This window comes from Rheinheimera sp. 1928-s (genome assembly GCF_029269265.1).
GTDB lineage: Bacteria > Pseudomonadota > Gammaproteobacteria > Enterobacterales > Alteromonadaceae > Pararheinheimera.
This window is the reverse complement of sequence record NZ_JARIXP010000001.1, coordinates 645,530-668,582: the sequence shown is the minus strand read 5'-3', so window position 1 is coordinate 668,582 and position 23,053 is coordinate 645,530. Positions and strand designations below refer to the sequence as shown.

The window sequence follows — 23,053 nt, the reverse complement described above, 5'->3', positions numbered from 1 at the left end:
CAATGTGAGGGTCAGAGCCAAGGCTCTGACCCTGTAACTTATTGAGCTTTTACGCAGTCAACAAAGTACTCTTTTTTACCATTACGCTCTTCACAAACCAGACCGTGAATATAAGTCTCAAAGCCTGGGAAGCGGCCGTTAAACTCGCGGGCGAATTTCAGGTAATCCACAATAATAGTGTTGAACACTTCACCCGGCACCAACAGTGGGATACCTGGTGGATAAGGCGTTAACATCACAGCAGTAATGCGGCCTATCAGGTTATCCAGTGGCACCCTGTCCAGTTCTTTATGTGCCATAGCAGCAAAGGCTTTGGATGGTTTCATCGCTGGTACCAACTCAGATAAATACATCTCAGTGGTCATCTTCGCGACGTTGTTTTCACGGTAAATTTGGTGAATTTGATCACATAAGTCTTTTAAACCAATACGCTCGTATTGAGGGTACTTGGCGATAAACTCAGGTAACACGCGCCACAATGGCGCATTTTTATCGTAATCGTCTTTAAACTGCTGCAGCGCTGTCACCATAGTATTCCAGCGGCCTTTGGTAATACCGATGGTGAACATAATGAAGAACGAATACAAACCAGTTTTTTCGATGACGACACCGTGCTCAGACAAGTACTTAGCCACGATAGCAGCTGGAATACCTGAATCATCAAAGTCGCCGTCTACGTTCAGTCCTGGCGTTAAAATAGTCGCTTTGATTGGGTCAAGCAGGTTAAAACCTTCGGCAATATCACCGAAACCATGCCAGCTTTCGCCCGCTTTTAACATCCAGGCGTCGCGGTGATCCAAACCTTCGTCAGTTAAATCATCCGGTCCCCAGACTTTAAACCACCAATCATCACCGTATTCGTCGTCGACTTTACGCATAGCACGGCGGAATTCCAGTGCTTCGTCCAGTGACTCTTCCACTAAGGCTGTGCCACCTGGCGCTTCCATCATGGCCGCAGCCACGTCACAGGAGGCAATAATGGCGTACTGTGGGCTGGTAGAGGTATGCATCAGGTAGGCTTCGTTAAACAAATGCTGATCCAGCTTGTTCTGCTTGGCGTCCTGCACCAGAATTTGCGAAGCTTGTGAGATACCGGCCAGCAGTTTGTGCGTCGACTGAGTCGAGAACACCATCGAAGTTTCGCAACGCGGACGGCCTTCACCTATCGCATGGTAATCGCCATAGAAGTCGTGGAAAGCAGCGTGAGGTAACCAGGCTTCATCAAAGTGCAGAGTTTCAATTTCGCCGTCGAGCATGGATTTAATTTCTTCGACGTTATACAAGACGCCATCATAAGTCGACTGAGTAATAGTCAGAACCCGTGGTTTCACATCTGGATTTTGTTCCAGTTTTTCCCGGCAAAATGGGTTTGCCATCATCTTCTTACGGATAGTGGCAGGTTCAAACTCGCTACGAGGAATAGGACCAATAATGCCGTAGTGGTTGCGCGTTGGCATTAAAAATACCGGTACAGCGCCCGTCATCATAATGGCGTGCAAAATAGATTTATGGCAGTTACGGTCAACCACTACGATATCACCCGGCGCTACAGTGGAGTTCCAGACAATTTTGTTGGAGGTTGAAGTGCCGTTAGTCACAAAAAATAAATGGTCGGCGTTAAAAATACGAGCCGCATTACGCTCAGACGCCGCCACTGGACCTGTGTGATCCAATAACTGCCCCAATTCATCAACCGCATTACAGACGTCTGCACGTAGCATGTTTTCACCAAAGAACTGGTGGAACATCTGACCTACAGGCGATTTTAAAAAGGCCACACCACCTGAGTGTCCAGGGCAGTGCCATGAGTAGGAACCGTCCTGTGCGTAGTTGGTTAAAGCACGGAAAAACGGTGGAGCCAGCGTATCTAAATAGCTTTTCGCCTCACGGATAATATGCCGCGCCACAAACTCCGGCGTGTCTTCGTGCATATGAATAAAACCATGCAACTCACGCAAAATAGCATTAGGAATATGGCGTGAAGTACGGGTTTCACCATACAGATAAATTGGAATGTCCGGATTGCGATGACGGATTTTATCGACAAAACCTTTTAAGTTTGCCAGTACGGAATGGCTGTCTTCTGCAGAGCCACCACCAAATTCTTCGTCATCAATAGACAAAATAAAACCAGCGGCCCGGCTTTGTTGCTGAGCAAAAGAGGTCAGGTCACCATAGCTGGTGTACCCCACTACATCCATGCCTTCAGCTTCAATGGCTGCAGCCAGTTCACGAATACCTGAACCACTGGTATTTTCGGTTCTGAAATCTTCATCAATGATGATCAGAGGAAAGTAAAAACGCATGGAGTACCCCAAGCCGATTAAAAGTGCGCAAAGAATACTTTATTTTGCAGAAAATTCCTCTAATCCGACCTGTTTTTCCTGCAGAAAAATCGTAAATCAGCCGAATTTGAGCTGAAATCACAACTTGAATACGTATTCACAGGGGGTGGATTAGAAATTGTCACAGAACTGACACAAGTTTTGGCCATCTTAGCCATGGCTGCAGCAAGACGCAGCTCTATTCCTGTTCTATACCTTGCGATTCAGGGACTGCATGCAGTCCCTGCTTTTTTGCATTTTTATATGTGCTCAATGGGAAACTGCAGCTCAAATTCCGCAGTGCTCTGAAGAGACTTGGTTAGCATGTTGATCAGGGCTGTAACCAGCTTCAAGCAGCAAATCCGCCAGCTCCTCTTCGCAAACGCCAACAAAACGTAAATGTTGTTCTGCTTGCTCTATAGTTTCACCTTGCAACAAACCGGCCCGGATAGTTTTTATATGCACAGAGCGCATAAATTCAGATGTTCTTTTGCCCATGATTAAACTCCGCTTCAACTCTTCAGTTGCGCCGGATCCTAAACAGCCTGAGCAAAGTTTGCATCGAAAAAGCGTTAAAAATCAGAAATCTTCATCGAACAGTCATACCTGAGTCATAAAAAAGTCACACTTGTTTAATTATCAGCTAAACGTTGTTCAATAGGAGCCAACTGTCCCATTTGCTTTAAAATCCATTGCTGGCGTTTATACATATAAGGCGATGGGGACTGTACTTTAAAACGCAGCGGATTAGGTAACACAGCTGCCAACAAGGCCGCCTGATGACGACTCAACTTACTGGCTGGCCGCTTGAAAAACTTCTGTGCGGCGGCCTCCACCCCAAATACCCCAGGGCCAAACTCCACGCTGTTTAAATACACTTCTAAAATACGTTCTTTACCCCAAACTAATTCAATCAGACCGGTAAACACCAGCTCCAGTCCTTTGCGAAACCAGCTGCGCCCCGTCCATAAAAATACATTTTTTGCTGTTTGCTGACTGATGGTGGAAGCACCACGCACTTTCTGGCCTCTGCTGTTGTACTCCAAAGCTTTTTCGATAGCTTGAGTATCAAAGCCGTAATGTTCCGGAAACTTTTGATCTTCAGCAGCCACTACAGCTTGTTTCATAGCGGCAGAAATTTGCTCAAAAGGCACCCAGTCATGCTGCAATTCATAACTTTTATGATTATTCCACAACGCCTGAATTTGCCGCTCTATCATCACTCCAGTGACAGGGACTGGCACAAAAGCAAAGATAAGCACCAAGCTTAAAGCCAGAACAATCAGGTATTTAATAAGCTTTAGAAATTTACCAAACCAAAGTGAAATCAAAGACTTTCCAGATAAGTGTCAGCATTATTGGAATTTGAGTGTAAAGCGACATAACAAAATGAGCCAGCATTAGTTACTGTATACCTTTCACACTTGAAGTCGCAGCATTGTTGGCGGCGCTACTCGCCCCAATCGCATAGTGTATCTATGCTCATGGGGTCTCGCTCACTGGTCGCCGCACTGCAACTCCAATTGCTTTGGGTATATAGGTGGAATCATTTGGGGGAACACGACACTTTAACTGCGTTCATCCGACGCTTTTTGCAACAGACGACGGCTTTCCTGTAAGAATTGTTCGGCTAAGGGTCCAAAAAACTGCTGACCTTTGGCAAACTCGGCCATTAAACCTGCTTTGTCCCGCGCAGCGAGCAAGTGCGATAGTTGATTAAACCTGTGCTGATACCGCTGCAATAAACCAGTGACAGCGCTGGAAGACAACATAATGTCGGCATACAGCTCAGCATTTTGCGCAAACAAGCGGCCTACCATCGCCAGCTCCAGCCGGTAAATAGGTGAGCTCAACTCCAGCAACTGCTTTAAATCTGCCTGCTCTTCTGCCAGATGCACGCCGTAGACTAAAGAACTGAAATGGCGCATTGCCTGAATCAGCTGCATCAGTTCATCATGCTGCTGCGCAGATTTTTCTGTCAGTACAGCGCCCCATACTTTGAATTGCTGAACGAGCCACTGATACTTTTCAGCATCACGGCCATGGCTAAGCACTACGACTTGTTTGGCTATATTGCTGATATCAGGGCCAAACATAGGATGTAACCCAACAACAGCACCACTGTGTTTCGCCAGCATAGCGCTCAGAGGCCCGGTTTTGGTGCTGGTTAAATCGGCCAGTACAGTATCGGCATCCAATTCAGGCAATTGCGTTATCACCTGTTCAGTGACAGCTATGGGCACTGCAATAAGCACTAAAGCCGCGCCCTGCACCAAATCTTTAGCCTGATGCCAGTTGCGTTGCTCCAGCACTTCAACCAGATAACCAGAGCGCTGAAATAAACTGACAAAACGTTTGCCCAAAGCACCTGCGCCACCCACTACCACCACTTTATCACCGGTGTTACGGCAGCAAACAAAACCTGCTTCCTGAGTCTGATAAGACTCACGCATCACACGACGTAATACATCCTCAATCAGATCAGCAGAAACCCCTGCATCTTCCGCTTGCTGACGACGGGCTTTAATTAAGGCTTGCTCACGTTCTGGCACATACAAAGGCAAAGCATAGTGCTGCTTCACCCGCCCTACTTCTGCCGTTACTGCGGCTCTTTTGGCCAATAACTCGACCAGTTGGCTATCCAACTGATCGATTTGCTGACGCAGCGGCAGCAGAGCAGCCATTGGGTCTTGAACTTCTACATCATTCATTTGCTGTTCTCAGGCTGCAACTTCACGTGATGATTGTTCTGACGATCTTTGGGACGACAGCTGTTGATCCAGGCCAGCCAATAATCCGGCTGTACTTGCCCAGTCGATACAGGCGTCCGTCACAGACACGCCATAGAGTTCTGCTTTACCATCCACTAAATCCTGACGGCCAGCATGAATATGGCTCTCAAGCATAATGCCTATAATAGCTTTATTGCCGTTGATACGCTGTTCAATCACTGACTGAGCCACAATACCTTGTCTGTTGTGATCTTTACTGGAATTGCCATGACTGCAGTCAATCACCAAACCTTCTGGCAACCCATGTTTACGCAGCGCAGCTAAAGCAGCTTGCACGCTGTCTTCGTCATAGTTAGGTTTAGTGCCACCCCGTAAAATAACATGACCGTCTGGGTTACCTGCGGTTTGCACCAGAGAAACCTGACCTTTTTGGTTGATACCAATAAAGCTGTGGCCACTGGCAGCTGATTGCAGCGCATTAAGTGCAATATTTAAATTACCGTCCGTGCCATTTTTAAAACCAACAGGCATCGACAAGCCGCTGGCCATTTCACGGTGAGTTTGTGATTCCACAGTACGGGCACCTACGGCTGCCCAACTGATTAAATCAGACAGGTACTGTGGGCTGATTGGATCCAAAGCTTCAGTTGCCGCAGGTAATTCCATCTCCACTAAATCCAACAGTAAACGACGCCCTTTGGTTAAGCCTGTTTCCAGATCAAAAGAGTCATCCAGATGAGGATCGTTGATAAAACCTTTCCAGCCGACTGTAGTGCGGGGTTTTTCAAAGTACACCCGCATCACAATGTACAACGTATCTTTGTATTGCAGTTGCAGCTGTTTCAGGCGACGGGCGTAATCCATAGCCGACACAGGGTCATGAATAGAGCAAGGACCAGTGATCACCAGTAAACGCGGATCGCGACCATGCACTATATCTGCAATCTCCTGGCGGGATTTCTGAATAAAGTCAGAACCTGCACCGGATAAAGGTAAAGCCTGCTTCAATACCGCTGGCGGGCTTAATAGCTGCTCCGAGACTATACGTAAATCGTCAACAATCTTGCTCATTTAAATGTTCCTGTTTGCATCATGCGTTGCCAAAGCGCCGGTTTTTACTTGATAAATGCAAGCAGAACACCAGTAAACTTATATTTACAACACGTATTTAATTAATTACGAATTCAGGCATATTAAAAACCAAAGGCCCACAAGTCAACCATTAAAGCCAAACAAATAAAGATAATTATGGAAAATATGACAAAAAGCCAATCGTACACTTAGAGTTACACCCTAGAACGATGGGCACAATAGTTCAGGTTTCTACCTGTTGCGAGTATTAAAATCACAGGAACAACGCTCTGAATTGGATGGTCTACACTAAAACATAGTCCACTCAAACTCTGTACAGGCTTGCGTATGGCTGCGCCCCCTTATTCACCACTGCCCGCTTTTGATGAACTGCTTAGCATGGCAAAACAAAATCCGGCTGCGCTGGATGAACTACAGAAAAAATTAAATCAAGAACTGATCGATGCACAAAGTGATGACAAAGGGAAAAAAGCTATTCAACAAACCTTGTTCAGGCTGCAGTCAGAACAGTTAAGATATAAAGCGCCTCTGGTCCGGCTAACCAGAGCCTATCAACTCATGTTGTCAGAAATGAGCCGGATGCAGGATGCCCTGGAGCAGTTATGCGCGCCGCAAAAACCGCCGAAAAAGCCTTGTGCTACCATTTTGCCTTTCAGGTCAAAGAGTCAGGAGCGATAAGTGAAAAAAAAGCGGTTTAAAATCACAAAAAATAAAGTGACAGCGACCTGTGTTCTCGTCTAGAATTGATAAAAATACAAAATATGATACCCATTAGCCCCGTATGAACAAAAGTAAGCACACAGAACCTTTATTGTCGACTCAACAAGCTGCTGATTTACTTGGTGTTTCTTTACGCACCGTGCAGTTATGGGTGGAGAAAGGTGCTCTGGACGCCTGGAAAACTCCTGGTGGTCATCGTCGCGTCACTCAATCTTCTGTCGAACGCCTTCTGCTGAAAAATCAAACTCAACCTGTTGATAATTCAGTTCGCATTCTCTTGGCGGAAGATGATGAGTTACTCAAACAACTTTATAGTCTGCAAATTGAATCCTGGGGTTTACCTATCAGTTTGCAATCAGTTACCAACGGTATAGCTGGTTTATTAAAAATCGGCGAATGGGCACCACAAATTCTGATCTCAGATTTGCAAATGCCTGAACTGGATGGTTTTCAGATGATCCGTGAACTGAAGTTATCTCCTCGCCACGAGAATATGAAAATTATTGTGGTGACTGCTTTAACAGATGCAGAAATTGCCTCTGGTGGCGGTTTACCGGATTCAGTCCAACTGATGCGCAAACCACTGCTGTTCAGCGACTTAAAAGACCGCTTAGAGAAGTTACTACAAGAGCTGCGTTAATCGCAGCTTTTTTACATTTTGCTGTCCTGCAAAATGTTCCGGCCAGCGGGCAGAGCCACTGGCGCTCACCCGAGCATTGCCAAACTGTTGGCAATGCTTTTATTGGCTTCGCCCTGACGGGCCATCGTCGCTTCGCTCCAATGTTAAAAAAAACGGCAAGATAGCCGTTTTTCACAGCTTCAGCTGCCGAAGGCGAGCATCATGGACGATGTGAGTGAAAATCGAATTTTCTACAACGCCTTCCTCGGTGGCAATGCCACGTTGGCAAAAATAAAGCCTGCCACCAGCGACATAAAAATCAGAAAGGTTTGCTGACCTAATTGCTCAGTGGATACCATCTGTTGCCCTGAAACAAAAGCATTTAAACCCATATAAGTTTTACTGCCAGGCACCAGTACTATCATGCCTTGTAAAGAGACGATGCTGGCAGGTGCATTCATCAGTCGGTTAAATAAGTTGCCGTATAAACCCACAGCGAAAGCACCAACAAAAGCTCCTAATGCTAATCCCAGATAATAGGCGCCTATTAAGCTGGCGGCATAGGCAATAAAACCTGAGAGCAAGCCCCACAGTGCATGCTTCAGCCTGGCTTTAAATACCACCACTAAGCTGCCACATAAAATCGAGACAGCCAGCCAACTGGTCCACTGCGGCACTGAAGGTGCAATTTGTGGCGGAATTTGGCCAAATAATACTTGCCCTAAAGCAACACCTAAAAATGCACCAAAATACAACTTAAACAACAGCATGACTGCATCCATCACCCGGGCAGTACCTGATACCAAGTGACGGGCCGCCAGCTCAGCTAATCCAAGGGTTAAAGCTAAACCAGGAATAAATACAATGATGGAAGACAATATCACCAAGGGCACATTGATCATCGGGTCAATATAGACAGCCACAGCTGTGGCCAGTGACGCAGAGACTAAAGCAACTAAAGGCTCCAGCATATGAGCCACGCGACGCGACCTCACAGACCAGAGCACAAACAAATACACAATAAGACTCAGCACTGTTGCCCAGAATACATCGTGCCAGCTGGCCCGCATTAACATGGCAAAAGCACCGCCTGCGGCACCAAAAGCAGCTAATGTCGCCCAACGGGAATAAGGGTTCGGCGCAGCTGCTATTTGATCAAGACGTTGATCCACATCCTGCAAGGTCAGCTTGCTGCTGGCAAGCGCATCCACCAGCTCGTCTGTGTACGATAAGGAGCCTAAATCCAGTTCGCCGGGTAAGACTCGTGCAACATGAGTATATTCATTTTCATCACCTGGGATCCACAGCACAAAAGTCAGCACTGTAGGCGTAATAGCAAAAGAGCCGCCAATTTTCAGCAACTGTGCCACTTCCTGTAAGTGCGCCTCCAAACGATAAGCAGGGGTACCAAACTTATGCAGCATTTTGCCAAGCTTGACGATAAAACGGCGTTTTTCAATAAAACTGGCGGAATCCACTTGAGGGTCCTTGTCGCGTTGCAACACAATACAGCTATTGTAGTGGGCTTTATAAAGTAAGGATAGAAGAGGATATTGCTAAGTGATTGATAAACGCTAAGTTAGCTATGCTGTTTACAAAGAAAGTTCAGCCAGCAACCATTGGTATTCCTGCTGCAACAGCTGAAAAGCGGCGGCATCTCCGCCTTTATCAGGGTGTAAACGCAGCGCCTGCTGTCGGTAGATTTTTTTAATCTGAGCCACAGAATAGGGTGGGGTTAACTGCCACTTTTGTTGCAGCAGGCCTGTATCGAGCGCTTTATTTTGCCGATACAACGCCATTTTTTTCCAAAACTCATTCAAAACAGCCTGCAATTTATCATCCGTCATAGCCCGCATATTTTGCCAATCCAGATAATAAGCCGCTTTCTCCTGCTGCTCTTGCCACAACGCCAACGCATTATCAGGCAGTGCCGTGACGGTATAAACCATCACTTTGGCGTAACCAATATGCAATAAGGCTACCTGTTCCTGCTGCCACTGCGCCTGCAGTACAAATAAATGATGATAAAGAATAAAGTGTTGCTGGAATAACAAAGAGTCGACAGCGAGAGTGCGGGGTTCAGGAAAAAAGGCTTTTAATTGGTGCAGCAATTCCTGCTCGCTGATCTCTCCTTGTCTGGACAACAGGAAAGCTTCGAGTGCGGTAACTAAATCGGCTTGCAGTTCGGTATGCATAGTCACATTACAGACCAAAAAATTGTCAGGATCAATTTTTAACAATGCGAAGCATTGACCCAAAGGGTGAGCGCCAAGGATGGCTGCGAATAAAAAATTGTCAGGATCAATTTTTAACAATGCGAAGCATTGGCCCAAAGGGTGAGCGCCAGGGATGGCTGCGAATAAAAAAAGGCTGACACAAGGTCAGCCTTTCCAGTCGCTTAGTTAAGCTTTTCGCGGATACGCGCTGATTTACCTGAACGATCGCGTAAGTAGTAAAGCTTGGCACGGCGGACTGCGCCACGGCGTTTCAGCGTAATGCTGTCAATCATAGGGCTGTGCGTCTGGAATACACGCTCAACACCTTCGCCGTTGGAAATTTTACGAACTGTGAAAGCTGAATGCAGACCACGGTTACGTTTGGCGATAACTACGCCTTCGTAAGCCTGCAGACGGGTTTTGTCACCTTCTTTCACTTTAACCTGAACAACTACAGTGTCACCTGGGCCAAATGCTGGCACGTCAGTTTTTAACTGTTCGTCTTCAAGTTGCTTGATAATGTTTTGGCTAACTTTGCTCATAACAATCTCACTTTACCTGGAATTAACTATCGTGTTGCTGCAACGCCTGGTGTTCCAATTGGAATTCATCCAGTAATTTGCGTTGCTCCTTAGTCAGAGCCAGGGCATTTAACATATCCGGCCGTCTTAACCAGGTTCTACCAAGAGCCTGTTTCAGACGCCAGCGTCGTATATTTTCATGGTGTCCACTCAGCAACACCGGTGGAACCTCTTTGTCTGCTAACACCGCAGGTCTGGTGTAGTGTGGGCAGTCTAACAAACCAGTTGCAAACGAATCCTGTTCTGCCGACTCTTCGTGCCCCAGTACGCCAGGTACTAGTCGCGATACCGCATCAATCAGCGTCATCGCAGGCAACTCGCCTCCACTCAGCACGTAATCCCCAATTGACCATTCTTCGTCAATTTCGGTTTCAATTACGCGTTCATCAATGCCTTCGTAACGGCCTGCCACTAACAGCAGTTTCGGGTAACGTGAAAGTTCCTGTACACCTTTTTGGTCTAATTTGCGGCCTTGCGGCGACAAATACACCGTATGTACATTTCCTCCGGCAGCTTGCTTGGCGGCGCGAATAGCGTCGGTCAGCGGCTGCACCATCATCAACATTCCGGGACCACCACCAAAAGGGCGATCATCGACGGTATTGTGTTTATCCGAAGTATAATCCCGCGGATTCCAGCACTCCACCTGCAACAACCCTTGCTTTACAGCACGGCTTGTTACACCAAACTTTGTAATAGCATCAAACATTTGCGGGAACAGAGTAATAACCCCAACCCACAAACCAGCTTGCTGCGACATTAAAAGTCCGGATCCCAGTCTACTAAGATACGTCTTTCAGCGTTATTCACTTCCTTAATGACAGAGTCAGTCAGGAAAGGGAGTAAACGCTCCGTCTTGCCAAATGCATCGGATTTATTGGCTTTCACAACGAGAACGTCGTTTGAGCCAGTTTCCATCATGTCGACCACTTCACCTAAGTGATAACCAGCCTCGTTCACTACTGCCATGCCCATCAGGTCACGCCAATAGAAATCACCCTCAGCAAGCTGGGGTAATGCAGAACGCTCTACTGCGATATCCGCATTTACGTAGAGTTGAGCCTGGTCGCGGTCAGCCACGTCTGCCAGTTTTACGATAAGGCCGTTGCCATGCCGTTTTTTACCGGAGATTTGCATTTGACGCCAGTTACCCTGCACTTGAATTTGCCAGGGTGTGTAATCAAAAATCCCTTCCGGGATATCGGTATAGGAGTTTACTTTTAGCCACCCGTTGATGCCGTAAACAGCGCCAAACTTACCTAAGACAACTAAATCTTTACCGTTCAAGGTGAAACTCCGACCTTTATTTATTTTAGCTATTAAGCAGCAGTTTTCTTAGCAGCTTTCACCAATGAAGCAACGCGGTCGCTTAAAGAAGCGCCTTGCGATACCCAGTGGTTGATACGCTCTAAGTCAATACGCGTTTGCTCTTCAGTACCGCTAGCGATTGGGTTGAAAAAACCCACGCGCTCAATGAAGCGGCCATCACGGGCAAAACGGCTGTCCGCTACCACAACTTGGTAAAATGGACGCTTTTTCGCGCCACCACGTTGTAAACGAATAGTTACCATACCGTCCTCTAATAATCGTTCAGGATTTAAAAAAATAACAAACCCCGCGGTCAGACCGTGGGGTCGGTGAATTGTACGGATTTTTGCCTGCATTGCAAGGTTTTTCGGGCTTTGGCCGCATATTTCAGCTTTTACCAAAACCCACTGACGGCAGGCTGGAATTGGACTTAACGTGGAGGTAACAGGCCAGGTGGTAACTTACCGCCCATGCCACGCATCATCTTCATTAAGCCGCCTTTACCCGACATCTGCTTCATCATTTTTTGCATTTGGGTAAATTGTTTCAGCAACTGGTTCACATCCTGTACCTGAGTACCTGAACCTGCAGCGATACGTTTTTTGCGTGAGCCTTTAATCAAATCAGGAAATAAACGTTCTTTTTTCGTCATGGAATTAATAATGGCTTCCATTTTATTGAACTGCTTATTGCCCATCTGATCCATAGCACCAGCAGGTAAGTTTTTCATACCTGGTAGTTTGTCCAGCATCGACATCATGCCGCCCATACCACGCATCTGCACGAGCTGGTCACGGAAGTCTTCTAAACTAAAGCCCTGCCCTTTCATCACTTTGGCAGCGACTTTAGCAGCTTGTTCTTTGTCGACCTTCTGCTCGATTTGCTCAATCAGGCTCATCACATCGCCCATGCCCAGAATACGGGAGGCAATACGATCCGGATGGAACGGCTCTAAGGCATCAATTTTTTCGCCCATACCGATAAACTTAATCGGCTTGCCTGTGATATGACGAATAGATAAAGCAGCACCACCACGGGCATCACCATCGGCTTTCGTCAGGATCACACCAGTTAAAGGCAAAGCTTCATTAAAAGCTTTAGCCGTATTGGCCGCATCCTGACCTGTCATGGCATCGACCACAAACAAAGTTTCGACAGGTTTGACCGCTGCATGCAGAGCTTTAATTTCGCCCATCATTTCTTCATCAACATGCAGACGACCTGCGGTATCGACGAGCAGCACATCAAAAATTTGTAAGCGGGCATGCGCTATAGCAGCGTTCACTATATCGATAGGTTTCTGACTGACATCGCTTGGAAAAAACTCTACGCCGACTTCTTTAGCCAGCGTTTCTAACTGTTTAATAGCAGCCGGACGATAGATATCCGCAGAGACCACTAATACTTTTTTCTTTTTGCGATCTTTTAAGAATTTCGCCAGTTTAGCCACAGAGGTGGTTTTACCCGCACCTTGTAAACCCGCCATTAAAACAACGGCTGGCGGCTGAACATTGAGTGCCAGCTCTTCGTTGGCTTCGCCCATCGCATCTTCTAAGGCTTTGCGGACGATTTTCAGGAATTCCTGACCAGGTGTCAGACTTTTGCTGACTTCAATGCCAACAGAACGCTCTTTGACCTGATTAACAAAGTCACGCACCACAGGCAAAGCAACGTCGGCTTCTAATAAAGCCATCCGTACTTCACGTAAGGTTTCCTTGATATTATCTTCAGTTAAACGACCACGACCACTGATGTTCTTCAGCGTTTTGGTTAGGCGGTCCGACAGGTTTTCAAACATAACTTAGCACCTGATATACAATATGGCCGGATTATACCCCAGAGCGAGTAAGGAGTCAGCCGCCATCTTAGCTGAAGCTGTCACTGCAATTCCTCGAGCTTGAGCTGTCAAATGCGAGTAATTTGCAATAGAATGTTAAATCTTCACGAATCAACAGGATCTGATTTATGTTAGTTGAGCTGTTACCCGGTGTGGCGTTGGTTGGTTATTTGCTGGCAACCGGTATGGTATTGTCCCGTCTGGTGCATCCACAAGGCCCTAACTATAAATTAATGTTCAGTGCGGCCTTGTTAGCTATTGTTTGCCATATGCTGTTTCTGGCTGATTCTATTTTTGCCGACGCGGGTCAGAACTTCAGCTTGCTAAACGTCATTTCGCTGGTGTGCTGGTTGATCAGCACTGCAATTACTATTACGGCACTTCGCACCCCAACCGTATTATTGCTACCTATAGTTTATGGTTTTTCAGCTCTGACTCAGCTAGCCGTTTTAGTGTTGCCTGCTGAAGTGCAAATGCAGCACTTTGAGCATAGTCCTATTTTGCTGATGCACATCATAGTTGCATTCGTTGCTTACACCTTATTAATAGTGGCCACTTTGCATTCGCTGCAAGTGCATTACATCAGTAAAAAACTGAAACAAAAAGACTTTATGCTGGGCAATCAGTTTTTGCCGCCGCTGCTTCAGGTCGAGCGGCTGCAGTTCAGAGTTTTGCTGCTTGGTACTTTGTTGCTGGGGTTAACTTTATTCAGTGGTGCCGCTTTTACTGACAATTGGCTGGCAGCGCAAAACCTGCATAAAAATATACTGAGTTCCATCGCTTTTCTGGTCTTTGTACTGCTGTTATGGGGTCATGCTCAATTAGGCTGGCGTGGTCGTCTGGCCATAGCCTTAACCTTTACTGGCAGCATTTTGCTGACACTTGCTTATTTTGGCAGCCGTTTTGTCCGTGAAGTGGTGTTAGACCGGCTCGGATAACAGCTTTTTCCCGCTATAGCCCATTAAGTCTTGACTTGATTGGCTGTTCGTAATATCAAATAGCTTCGATTAGCCCTACAGGTAAACTACTTTTGGACGAGATCTCAACCAGCACCCTCTTTATTGTATTGGGACTGCTGGTGTTATGTTCCGCATTTTTCTCAGCTTCTGAAACCGGCATGATGTCGGTGAACCCATACAAGCTTAAACATCTTGCCAATGAACAGCATAAAGCTGCCTTGCGTGTAACCGCTATGCTGGAACGCCGCGACAGGCTGATTGGTTTAATTCTGGTCGGTAACAATCTGGTAAATGTGGCCGCATCATCTATTGCGACACTGATAGGTATGAGGCTATATGGTGATTACGGTATCCTTATAGCGGGCATAGCTCTTACCCTGATTATTCTTATTTTTGGTGAAGTGACGCCAAAAACTCTGGCGGCTTTGCACCCGGAAAAAGTTGCGTTTCCAAGTTCGGTTGTCCTCAAACCTCTGATGAAACTGCTTTATCCTGTGGTCTGGTTACTGAACAAAATCTGTAACACCCTGTTGGGCTGGCTTGGCGTCAGTGCTGAGCAACATCATGGCAACAGCTTAAGCAGCGAAGAATTACGCACTGTAGTGTATGAAGCTGGCGCTCTGATCCCGGAGCACAACCAAAGTATGCTGGTTGGCGTGCTGGATTTAGAAAAAGCCACAGTGGAAGATATTATGATCCCACGCAACGAGTTGGTGGGCATTGATATCAACGACGAGTGGAAAGACATTGTTCGTCAGTTGTCTAACAGTCAGCATAACCGCATTTTGTTGTATCGCGACAGCGTGGACGATGCATTAGGTTTTATTCACAGCCGTGATCTGGCCCGTCTGGCTTTAAAAGAACAACTGAACAAAGCATCTTTATTACGTTCAGTGCGGGAAATTTATTTTATTCCGGAAAACACCCCACTCAATACCCAGCTGCATAAGTTTCAAAGCTCCAAAGAGCGTATAGGTCTGGTAGTCGACGAATACGGTGATATTCAGGGCCTGGTGACGTTGGAAGATATACTCGAAGAAGTGGTAGGTAATTTCACGACTGATATCACAGATCACCAGAGCGAGGAAATTCAGCCTCAGCCTGACGGTAGCTTCCTGGTCGATGGGGGTATCAACTTACGGGATTTAAACCGGGATATGCAACTGAATTTCCCAACGGATGGGCCTAAAACATTAAATGGTCTGGTGCTTGAGTATCTGGAAGAGATCCCTGAAGCCAGTTTAGGTTTGACTCTGGCAGGGTGCCCAATGGAGATTATCGAAGTGCAGGATAATATGATTAAAACAGTGCGGTTAATGCCGCATTTGCAAAAAGCATAAAAGCAAAAGGGCGCCCTGCGGCGCCCTTCTTACATCTGTCTTTATCCAGTTAACCAAACAAACCAAAAAACCAACCGCGTTTAAATTCTTCTTCACAACTTTGCAATTGCTTCTGATACATAGTTGCTCTTTGCTGTACTTTACGGGAGGTCTCCATCAGCCAGCGTTTTTTGTAATAGGTCCCGCGCTTATAACCACCCCAACCTTCGTGATAATTCAGATACTGAGCATAGGCATCAGATTTTGCCACTTTATTGATTTTGCTGCTTTTGTTGATATACCAGCCCATAAAATCCAAAGCATCATCAAAGTTTGAGCGTGCCGCAAAATAGCTGCCCGTTTCACGGCCATAGTCTTCCCATGTCTCGTCTTTGACCTGAGCATAACCATAAGCTGTGCTGGCACGACCGACTGGAATAAAACCAAACCAATATTCCATAGGCGGCTGGGCATTATGCTTAAAACTGCTTTCCTGATACATCATTGCCATAGGCACATGAATGGGCACATCCCATTTATCACGCATATCGGATGCCGCATCATACCAGTCGTCATGTTCGCGGAAAATTTCACATAAATTGGAGCTGTTTTTAGGTGGGGCTGTAGCGCAGCCTGTTAATACAGTAGCGAGCGATAAGAAGAGTAAAGTTTTTTTAATTTTTTTCATAACACGCTGAACTTTTCAAAACACAACTCAGACTAACCTAACGAATGGATTCAACCAAGTTTTTGTTTTTCATCCCTGGATTATCCTTATCCTTAGTTTTCACGGCCAGCTTGCTGGCCGCTTTTTTATGTCTGAGTTTTAGTGGATATTAAAAAGCCGGATTTAGTATCCAACTTTTTGCTTATAAATCAGCAAAATACTGTTCAAGGTACTGATCAAAACTCACCGAGTCAGCCTGTTCAATCTTCTGTTGCTCAAGCAAGGATACCGTAGCCATTTGTTCAAACTCGGCTTCGGTATACAGCTGATAGTCCATTGCAGCCAATTGCTGCCTGTACTGCTCAGCCAAAGCCAAAGCGTAATAAGGACTATCCTGCTGCTGAGCTATTAAACGGCTTAATAACTTACCCGAATAGGTTTGGTTCGGGTCTAACAAGCCTAAATAAAACTCTTTGATAGCAGCACTGTACGAATCACCGCTGTGAGCTGCGTCCATCCAGTTCGCTATAGGCATCAGATCAGCGAACAGCTGTTCAGCCCAATCCAACATTAAACGAGGCTGGCCATTCTCATTCAGATCAAGGTTACGTTTGCGTCCTTCGGTTACCACTTTACGCAGGTTTTGCTCTGTCACCGCCTGTTCGTCAGCCGATAAATCCGGGCTTTTTTCGAGTAAACAGTAGATCAAAAACAAATCCAGAAAACGCATTTGTTCGGCATTAATACCCACAGCGCTGAACGGATTGACATCCAAAGCCCGCACTTCAATGTATTCCACACCACGGCGCTTTAAAGCGCAGGTTGGGCGCTCGCCACTTTGCGTGGTACGTTTAGGCCGTATGGTCGAATAAAATTCGTTTTCGATTTGAAGAATATTGCTGTTGAGCTGCTTGTACTGCCCGTCGACTTTAACGCCTATGGAAGCGTATTCGGCAGAAGGCGTCGAAATAGCCTGACGTAAACCTTCGATATAATCCGGCAAATTGTTATAGCTGATATTTAAACTGGATTGTGCACTGTTGGTATAGCCCAAATCACTCATTCGTAAAGAGGTGGCATAAGGTAAGTATAAAGAGCCTTTGCCCAAGGTTTGGAACTTATACTTAGGTTCGCGGCCTTGTAAAAACGAGCTGCACATAGCAGGGGATGCACCAAACAAATACACCACCAGCCAAACATATCTTTTGTAGTTGCGAATAAGGTGAAGGTACTGAGCAGAAATAAAATCCTGCAAGGATCCCGAGTCTCCCAACAACTGCTGATACTGCTGCCAGAACTCTTCTGGAATAGAGAAATTAAAATGTACACCGCTGATGGCCTGCATCATGCTGCCATAACGGTTTTTAAGGCCCTGGCGATAAACAGTTTTCATAGTTCCGACGTTGGAGCTACCGTACTGTGCCAGTTGGATCTCATCCTGATGATCGATATAACAAGGCATAGAACCAGCCCAAAGCCGCTCTTCACCTATATGAGATAACGCAAATTTATGAATATCAGTCAGTTGCTTTAAAGTCACATCAATATCAGTTTGTGCCGGGGTAATAAACTCCAGCAGAGACTCTGAAAAATCTGTGGTGATTAAAGGGTGAGTCAAAGCCGATCCTAAAGCTTTTGTATGACCAGTTTGAGCCAGATGACCATCCGGCTTAATCCGCAATGTCTCCCGCTCAATACCCCGTCTGATACCTTTAATTGCAGTTTGAAATGACGTGGTGCCAAGCGCAGCCAGACGTTGTTCGAGGAAATGACTCAAGCTGATCCCTTATTTCTGATAATGAGCAAACGTTAAAATGGGGCGACTCAAATTAAAAAACAAGAGTGTCCAGAAATTAAGTTTTGTGAGATAAATTGACGCTGTATTCTACTCTTCTTCAGCAGTAGCGCCATATGCCAATCTGCTTTTGCGCGCCGCCTGCAACACCACTATTCGCATAATGTCTTTCCACGACACTATGCCTATAGCCACATTATCCTGATCCGTCACCGGCAAACAGCCAATATTATGTTTGAGCAACAAGGCTGCAGCTTTGACCACTGGATAATCTTCAGGCACCGCTATCACTGGACTGCTCATTACATGTTTAATTTTGCGGCTGGTGACAAAAATATCCAAGGTTTTCTCTGAGGCCGCATCCATCACAGGTGCCAATGCTTTGAAATAATCTTTGACGGAAACTATACCTACTAAACGTCGCCCGGCATCAATCACTGGCACATGCTGAAATTTAGACTGATTAAAAATGTCTTTTAGCGCAGACAAACTCATATCCGGGTCAACCATCGTCAATTTTCTGGTCATAATGGCAGATACTTGCATAATGCTCCTAAGCTCGCTTATCCGAGAGATCTTTGAAATAATGCCGCCGCTTTGATTCAGATTAACTGAATGATAAATAAAAAGGAAATAAGCATGAACCGCCGCAACCAGAACCTTGTTGACCAGGAAGTTCAATACGACGCCGGACAAGAGTTAGTCTCAACTACAGATACACGTGGGGTGATCACTTATGCCAACCCTGCATTTTGCCTGGTTGCCGGTTATACAGAAGACGAACTGGTCGGTAAAAACCACAATCTGGTGCGCCACCCTGATATGCCGGCCGCCGCTTTTGCTGATCTGTGGAGTCACTTAAAGCAAGGACAATCCTGGCGTGGCATGGTGAAAAATCGTTGCAAAGATGGTCGCTATTATTGGGTGGATGCTTTTGTCACCCCTATTTATCAGCAGCAGCAACTGGTGGGCTACCAGTCAGTACGCGTAAAAGCAACTCCGGATTTAATCCAAAAAGCCGATCGCTGTTACCAGGCGATCAATACAGGTAAAACCATCAGCCAGTGGAATGGTAACAGCAATTTACGTCGTCTTATTGCACTGCTTAGCAGCTTTGTTTTAATAGCGGCAGGTGCTTTGCTGTGGTCTCATGCGTTATGGTTGGCGTTGCTTATTCCGGCTATTTTCTTTGTGCTGATGTATGACGAATTAGTAGATATTCCGGCTCAGTTAAGCAAAATGCGTCAGGACTTCGATTCTGTATCCCGTTATGTCTATAGCGGTAAAACGGCATTTTCAGTAGCAGACTTCCGCCATCAGATGCATCAGGCCCGCTTGCGAACCGTATTAGGGCGTACCAAAGACAGCACTAACAAACTAACCAGCATTGCCGACACGCTGGAAGAGGCCGTTCATTTAACACAACGTGGCATTCATCAGCAAAGTCAGGAATTAGTCTCTATTGCTACAGCCACCCAGCAATTAAGCAGTACAGTGCTGGATATCGCCGAACGCACAGGCGAAACCAACCAAAAAGTGGGCGAAGCTCAGCAGATTTGCCAGCAGGCAGAACAAGTGATGCAATTAACCGCCAACACAGTAAAAAAACTGGCTGTAGAAGTACAAGGTGCGGCCAGCACTGCAGATAATTTAGCAGTAGAAGCTGAACGTATTGGCGCTGTGATGACAGAAATTCAGGGTATAGCTAATCAAACCAACTTGCTGGCATTAAACGCAGCCATTGAAGCGGCTCGGGCAGGCGAACATGGCCGTGGTTTTGCCGTAGTCGCTGATGAAGTAAGGGCTTTATCATCCCGCACTCATAAAGCTACAGAGCAAATTCAACGTTCTATTGGTGAAATCCAACAAACTCTATTAAGTTGGGGCAAAACCATGACGCAAAGCCGTGAACAGGTAGAAGAATGTGTGACCCAGACCACTCACAGCACAGAGCAATTATCGGAAATTGTCGCTATGGTCAATACCATCGATCATTTATCGTCGCAAATTGCGACCGCTGCGACTCAGCAAGGACAGGTTGCCAGTGAAGTGGCCAGCAATGTGCAAAATATTCAGCATATTGCAGATGAAAACTTAGGCAATATGCAACTGGTCGCCGACAACAACCAACGTCTGCACCAGCAAGCTGCTGAGATTGCCAATTTGAGTAAGACCTTTAACCAGTAACCTCTGGCTATAAAAAAGCCCGCAGCTGCGGGCTTTTTAGTGACCACAAGTTTTACTGAACAGGTCCGGACTCAATCACAAATTGTCCTGCTTTGGCATCGACTGACACTATTGCATTTGGCTTAATCTGACCTTTCAGTAAGGTTTGAGCCAACGGGTTTTCAATATAATGCTGAATAGCCCTTTTTAACGGCCGCGCGCCAAAGACTGCATCAAAACCAGCTGCTGCCAACAGATCCAAAGCAGCATCTGTCACCGACAAACCAAAGCCTTTATCCTGCAAACGCAAACGCAGGCGTTGCAACTGAATAGACGCTATATGGCGGATATGCGCGCTGTCCAGCGGGTGGAACACCACAGTTTCATCTAACCGGTTTAAAAACTCAGGTCTGAAGTGCTTGCTCAATACGTCCATCAGCATATCTTTCATTTGCTGATAATCCTGATGTTGGTAATGCTCCTGGATCAAATCTGAGCCTAAGTTCGAGGTCATAATGATCACAGTGTTTTTAAAGTCGACTGTACGGCCCTGCCCGTCGGTTAAACGGCCATCGTCCAGTACTTGCAGCAAAATATTAAATACATCTGGATGCGCTTTTTCCACTTCATCCAATAACACTACAGAATAAGGTTTACGCCGCACAGCTTCAGTTAAATAACCGCCTTCTTCGTAACCCACATAGCCAGGCGGTGCTCCGACCAAACGCGAGACAGTGTGTTTTTCCATAAATTCCGACATATCAATGCGAATTAACGCATCTTCGGTATCAAACAGGAACTGGGCTAAGGCTTTGGTCAGCTCGGTTTTACCCACACCTGTAGGGCCTAAAAACAGGAATGAACCTATAGGCTTATTCGGATCGGCCAAACCTGCGCGGGAACGACGGATGGAGTTCGACACGGCCTCCAGGGCTTCGGCCTGGCCTACCACCCGTTTTTGCAGTTCCTGCTCCATACGCAGCAGTTTGTCGCGTTCACCTTCCAGCATTTTGCTGACCGGAATTCCCGTCGCTTTGGATAACACATCGGCAATTTCCTGCTCCGTCACTTTATTTCGAAGCAGCGTCATTTCATGCATTTCCACTTGTGACGCCAAATCCAAGCGTTTTTCTAAAGCAGGAATACGTTCGTATTTCAATTGCGACATACGGTTTAAATCACCGGCACGGCGCGCCACTTCCATATCCAGCCGGGCTTGTTCAAGATCGGCTTTGATATTTTGTGTGCCTTGTAAGGCCGCTTTTTCTGAAGACCAGACTTCATCCAGCTCGTTGTATTTCAAATCCAGTTCACGGATTTGTTCCTGGATCATGTCACGGCGTTTTTTGGTCGCTTCGTCTGTTTCTTTCGCCAGCGCATTGTCTTCCAGCTTCAACTGAATAATACGCCGCTCTAATCTGTCCAGCTCTTCTGGCTTAGAGTCCATCTGCATCCGAATGCTGGACGCCGCTTCATCAATTAAATCAATGGCTTTATCCGGCAGCTGTCGGTCGCTGACATAACGATGCGACAAAGTAGCGGCCGCCACTATGGCCGGATCGGTAATCTCTACCGCGTGGTGCAGCTCGTAGCGTTCTTTTAAACCCCGTAAAATAGCGATAGTGTCTTCCACTGAAGGCTCATCCACTATGACTTTCTGGAAACGTCGCTCCAGCGCCGCATCTTTTTCAATGTATTTGCGGTATTCATCCAAAGTGGTGGCGCCTAAACAATGCAGCTCGCCCCGCGCTAACGCAGGTTTGAGCATATTGCCGGCATCCATAGCACCGTCGGCTTTGCCTGCACCGACCATGGTATGAATTTCGTCGATAAACAAAATAACCCGGCCTTCTTCTTTAGAAAGCTCGTTCAGCACTGCTTTTAAACGCTCTTCAAATTCACCACGATACTTAGCTCCAGCCAACAAAGAACCCATATCCAAAGACAAAACACGTTTGTCTTTTAAACCTTCCGGCACTTCTTTATTGATAATACGCAGCGCTAAACCTTCGACTATGGCGGTTTTACCCACACCAGGTTCACCAATCAGCACAGGATTGTTTTTAGTGCGCCGCTGCAAAACCTGAATACAACGGCGGATTTCTTCATCACGACCTATGACCGGATCTAACTTGCCAGCTTCAGCCCGCGCTGTTAAATCGACAGTGTACTTAGTGAGTGCCTGGCGACTATCTTCGGCATTAGGGTCATCGACATTCTGGCCGCCACGGATTTGTTCTATGGTTTTTTCTACCACAGCTTTATCCACACCCAGCAGGCGTAATAAATGGCCTAATTCAGATTTGTCCTCACAGGCAGCCAACACGAACAACTCGCTGGAAATATATTGGTCTTTGCGTTTTTGCGCATATTTATCACACAGATTCAGAAGGTTAATAGTGGCAGCAGACAGCTGCACATTAGCATCTGCACCTTCCACTTTGGGTAAGCGCTCTAAAGCCTGGGATAATTTGGAACGCAGTTCATTGGTATTGATGCCAATTTTGCTGAACAGATCTTTGGTGGATCCACCTTCCTGATTCAGCAAAGCATGCATTAAATGAATGGGTTCAATAAACTGATGATCACGGCCTAAAGCCATAGACTGAGCTTCGGCAATTGCCAATTGGAATTTACTGGTAAATCTGTCGAGTCTCATAACATCTCCGCATACATCAAACTGCTGTTGGCATTAAGATGGGGCAGAGCAGGTTAATT

21 protein-coding genes are annotated in these 23,053 nt (G+C 46.3%); 5 read left to right on the top strand and 16 right to left on the bottom strand.

What is annotated here, in order from left to right:
* Positions 1-38: 38 nt before the first annotated feature.
* From P3C17_RS03025 to P3C17_RS03005, 5 genes are all read right to left on the bottom strand, one after another.
* Entirely contained in the window at positions 39-2,306 is a 2,268-nt protein-coding gene (locus tag P3C17_RS03025) for an arginine/lysine/ornithine decarboxylase (RefSeq protein ID WP_300928034.1), read from the bottom strand.
* A 306-nt stretch (positions 2,307-2,612) separates the two neighbouring features.
* Positions 2,613-2,822: a hypothetical protein gene (locus P3C17_RS03020; RefSeq protein WP_300928033.1), complete on the bottom strand. Its 210-nt coding sequence runs from the start codon at positions 2,820-2,822 to the stop codon at positions 2,613-2,615.
* 134 nt (positions 2,823-2,956) lie between these two features.
* The gene (mtgA, locus tag P3C17_RS03015; RefSeq protein WP_300928032.1) at positions 2,957-3,655 is read right to left on the bottom strand and encodes a monofunctional biosynthetic peptidoglycan transglycosylase; all 699 of its coding nucleotides are present in this window, start codon (positions 3,653-3,655) and stop codon (positions 2,957-2,959) included.
* 237 nt (positions 3,656-3,892) lie between these two features.
* Positions 3,893-5,035 (bottom strand): bifunctional chorismate mutase/prephenate dehydrogenase, encoded by a 1,143-nt coding sequence (gene tyrA, locus P3C17_RS03010; protein WP_300928031.1) that lies wholly within the window; start codon positions 5,033-5,035, stop codon positions 3,893-3,895.
* 9 nt (positions 5,036-5,044) lie between these two features.
* Positions 5,045-6,127 carry a 3-deoxy-7-phosphoheptulonate synthase gene (locus P3C17_RS03005; RefSeq protein ID WP_300928030.1) on the bottom strand — a complete coding sequence of 361 codons (1,083 nt, stop codon included), beginning with the start codon at positions 6,125-6,127 and terminating at the stop codon, positions 5,045-5,047.
* A 348-nt stretch (positions 6,128-6,475) separates the two neighbouring features.
* On the opposite strand from P3C17_RS03005, the gene P3C17_RS03000 reads away from it, so the two are divergent.
* Together P3C17_RS03000 and P3C17_RS02995 are read left to right on the top strand one after the other, a co-directional pair.
* A complete protein-coding gene (locus tag P3C17_RS03000) occupies positions 6,476-6,826 on the top strand; it encodes a DUF3135 domain-containing protein (RefSeq protein ID WP_300928029.1) in 351 nt (116 codons plus the stop codon).
* Between the two features lie 103 nt (positions 6,827-6,929).
* Positions 6,930-7,508: a response regulator gene (locus P3C17_RS02995; RefSeq protein WP_233078679.1), complete on the top strand. Its 579-nt coding sequence runs from the start codon at positions 6,930-6,932 to the stop codon at positions 7,506-7,508.
* Between the two features lie 230 nt (positions 7,509-7,738).
* Here the strand turns inward: P3C17_RS02995 and P3C17_RS02990 are convergent, their stop codons facing one another.
* The 7 genes from P3C17_RS02990 to ffh all read right to left on the bottom strand — a co-directional run bounded on the left by P3C17_RS02990 (position 7,739) and on the right by ffh (position 13,390).
* Positions 7,739-8,965 (bottom strand): threonine/serine exporter family protein, encoded by a 1,227-nt coding sequence (locus tag P3C17_RS02990; RefSeq protein ID WP_300928028.1) that lies wholly within the window; start codon positions 8,963-8,965, stop codon positions 7,739-7,741.
* Positions 8,966-9,079: 114 nt separating this feature from the next.
* A complete protein-coding gene (locus tag P3C17_RS02985) occupies positions 9,080-9,682 on the bottom strand; it encodes a DNA-J related domain-containing protein (RefSeq protein ID WP_300928027.1) in 603 nt (200 codons plus the stop codon).
* Between the two features lie 203 nt (positions 9,683-9,885).
* A complete protein-coding gene (rplS, locus tag P3C17_RS02980; protein WP_008898080.1) occupies positions 9,886-10,245 on the bottom strand; it encodes a 50S ribosomal protein L19 in 360 nt (119 codons plus the stop codon).
* Positions 10,246-10,267: 22 nt separating this feature from the next.
* Positions 10,268-11,026: a tRNA (guanosine(37)-N1)-methyltransferase TrmD gene (gene trmD / locus P3C17_RS02975; protein ID WP_040554621.1), complete on the bottom strand. Its 759-nt coding sequence runs from the start codon at positions 11,024-11,026 to the stop codon at positions 10,268-10,270.
* 17 nt (positions 11,027-11,043) lie between these two features.
* On the bottom strand, positions 11,044-11,571 hold the full coding sequence (gene rimM / locus P3C17_RS02970) for a ribosome maturation factor RimM (RefSeq protein WP_053423261.1): 528 nt from the start codon (positions 11,569-11,571) through the stop codon (positions 11,044-11,046).
* 32 nt (positions 11,572-11,603) lie between these two features.
* The gene (gene rpsP, locus P3C17_RS02965; RefSeq protein WP_008898077.1) at positions 11,604-11,855 is read right to left on the bottom strand and encodes a 30S ribosomal protein S16; all 252 of its coding nucleotides are present in this window, start codon (positions 11,853-11,855) and stop codon (positions 11,604-11,606) included.
* Positions 11,856-12,022: 167 nt separating this feature from the next.
* On the bottom strand, positions 12,023-13,390 hold the full coding sequence (gene ffh / locus P3C17_RS02960) for a signal recognition particle protein (RefSeq protein WP_300928026.1): 1,368 nt from the start codon (positions 13,388-13,390) through the stop codon (positions 12,023-12,025).
* A gap of 167 nt (positions 13,391-13,557) precedes the next feature.
* On the opposite strand from ffh, the gene ccsA reads away from it, so the two are divergent.
* Both ccsA and P3C17_RS02950 read left to right on the top strand, forming a co-directional pair.
* Positions 13,558-14,367, top strand: a complete 810-nt coding sequence (gene ccsA / locus P3C17_RS02955; protein ID WP_300928025.1) for a cytochrome c biogenesis protein CcsA — start codon at positions 13,558-13,560, stop codon at positions 14,365-14,367.
* A 92-nt stretch (positions 14,368-14,459) separates the two neighbouring features.
* The gene (locus tag P3C17_RS02950) at positions 14,460-15,728 is read left to right on the top strand and encodes an HlyC/CorC family transporter (protein ID WP_300928024.1); all 1,269 of its coding nucleotides are present in this window, start codon (positions 14,460-14,462) and stop codon (positions 15,726-15,728) included.
* A 49-nt stretch (positions 15,729-15,777) separates the two neighbouring features.
* Here P3C17_RS02950 and P3C17_RS02945 read toward each other — a convergent pair whose 3' ends face one another.
* The 3 genes from P3C17_RS02945 to P3C17_RS02935 all read right to left on the bottom strand — a co-directional run bounded on the left by P3C17_RS02945 (position 15,778) and on the right by P3C17_RS02935 (position 18,715).
* On the bottom strand, positions 15,778-16,395 hold the full coding sequence (locus tag P3C17_RS02945) for a hypothetical protein (RefSeq protein ID WP_300928023.1): 618 nt from the start codon (positions 16,393-16,395) through the stop codon (positions 15,778-15,780).
* A gap of 181 nt (positions 16,396-16,576) precedes the next feature.
* Complete coding sequence (gene gshA / locus P3C17_RS02940; RefSeq protein WP_300928022.1) at positions 16,577-18,151, bottom strand: glutamate--cysteine ligase; 1,575 nt, start codon at positions 18,149-18,151, stop codon at positions 16,577-16,579.
* Between the two features lie 108 nt (positions 18,152-18,259).
* Positions 18,260-18,715 carry a CBS domain-containing protein gene (locus tag P3C17_RS02935; RefSeq protein WP_300928021.1) on the bottom strand — a complete coding sequence of 152 codons (456 nt, stop codon included), beginning with the start codon at positions 18,713-18,715 and terminating at the stop codon, positions 18,260-18,262.
* Positions 18,716-18,808: 93 nt separating this feature from the next.
* Between P3C17_RS02935 and P3C17_RS02930 the strand changes: the two genes are divergently transcribed.
* On the top strand, positions 18,809-20,356 hold the full coding sequence (locus P3C17_RS02930) for a PAS domain-containing methyl-accepting chemotaxis protein (protein ID WP_300928020.1): 1,548 nt from the start codon (positions 18,809-18,811) through the stop codon (positions 20,354-20,356).
* 52 nt (positions 20,357-20,408) lie between these two features.
* On the opposite strand, the gene clpB is transcribed toward P3C17_RS02930, so the two are convergent.
* Positions 20,409-22,994 carry an ATP-dependent chaperone ClpB gene (gene clpB, locus P3C17_RS02925; protein ID WP_300928019.1) on the bottom strand — a complete coding sequence of 862 codons (2,586 nt, stop codon included), beginning with the start codon at positions 22,992-22,994 and terminating at the stop codon, positions 20,409-20,411.
* Between the last annotated feature and the right edge of the window lie 59 nt (positions 22,995-23,053).

What these genes read in the sequence shown, in the direction of transcription:
- tyrA (WP_300928031.1), bottom strand. Translation starts at nt 5,035, where the DNA reads ATGAATGATGTAGAAGTTCAAGACCCAATGGCTGCTCTGCTGCCGCTG.
- P3C17_RS03005 (WP_300928030.1), bottom strand. Translation starts at nt 6,127, where the DNA reads ATGAGCAAGATTGTTGACGATTTACGTATAGTCTCGGAGCAGCTATTA.
- P3C17_RS02945 (WP_300928023.1), bottom strand. Translation starts at nt 16,395, where the DNA reads ATGAAAAAAATTAAAAAAACTTTACTCTTCTTATCGCTCGCTACTGTA.
- ffh (WP_300928026.1), bottom strand. Translation starts at nt 13,390, where the DNA reads ATGTTTGAAAACCTGTCGGACCGCCTAACCAAAACGCTGAAGAACATC.
- P3C17_RS03025 (WP_300928034.1), bottom strand. Translation starts at nt 2,306, where the DNA reads ATGCGTTTTTACTTTCCTCTGATCATCATTGATGAAGATTTCAGAACC.
- P3C17_RS03020 (WP_300928033.1), bottom strand. Translation starts at nt 2,822, where the DNA reads ATGGGCAAAAGAACATCTGAATTTATGCGCTCTGTGCATATAAAAACT.
- ccsA (WP_300928025.1), top strand. Translation starts at nt 13,558, where the DNA reads ATGTTAGTTGAGCTGTTACCCGGTGTGGCGTTGGTTGGTTATTTGCTG.
- P3C17_RS02935 (WP_300928021.1), bottom strand. Translation starts at nt 18,715, where the DNA reads ATGCAAGTATCTGCCATTATGACCAGAAAATTGACGATGGTTGACCCG.
- rpsP (WP_008898077.1), bottom strand. Translation starts at nt 11,855, where the DNA reads ATGGTAACTATTCGTTTACAACGTGGTGGCGCGAAAAAGCGTCCATTT.
- P3C17_RS03000 (WP_300928029.1), top strand. Translation starts at nt 6,476, where the DNA reads ATGGCTGCGCCCCCTTATTCACCACTGCCCGCTTTTGATGAACTGCTT.
- P3C17_RS02930 (WP_300928020.1), top strand. Translation starts at nt 18,809, where the DNA reads ATGAACCGCCGCAACCAGAACCTTGTTGACCAGGAAGTTCAATACGAC.
- rplS (WP_008898080.1), bottom strand. Translation starts at nt 10,245, where the DNA reads ATGAGCAAAGTTAGCCAAAACATTATCAAGCAACTTGAAGACGAACAG.
- clpB (WP_300928019.1), bottom strand. Translation starts at nt 22,994, where the DNA reads ATGAGACTCGACAGATTTACCAGTAAATTCCAATTGGCAATTGCCGAA.
- P3C17_RS02985 (WP_300928027.1), bottom strand. Translation starts at nt 9,682, where the DNA reads ATGCATACCGAACTGCAAGCCGATTTAGTTACCGCACTCGAAGCTTTC.
- P3C17_RS02995 (WP_233078679.1), top strand. Translation starts at nt 6,930, where the DNA reads ATGAACAAAAGTAAGCACACAGAACCTTTATTGTCGACTCAACAAGCT.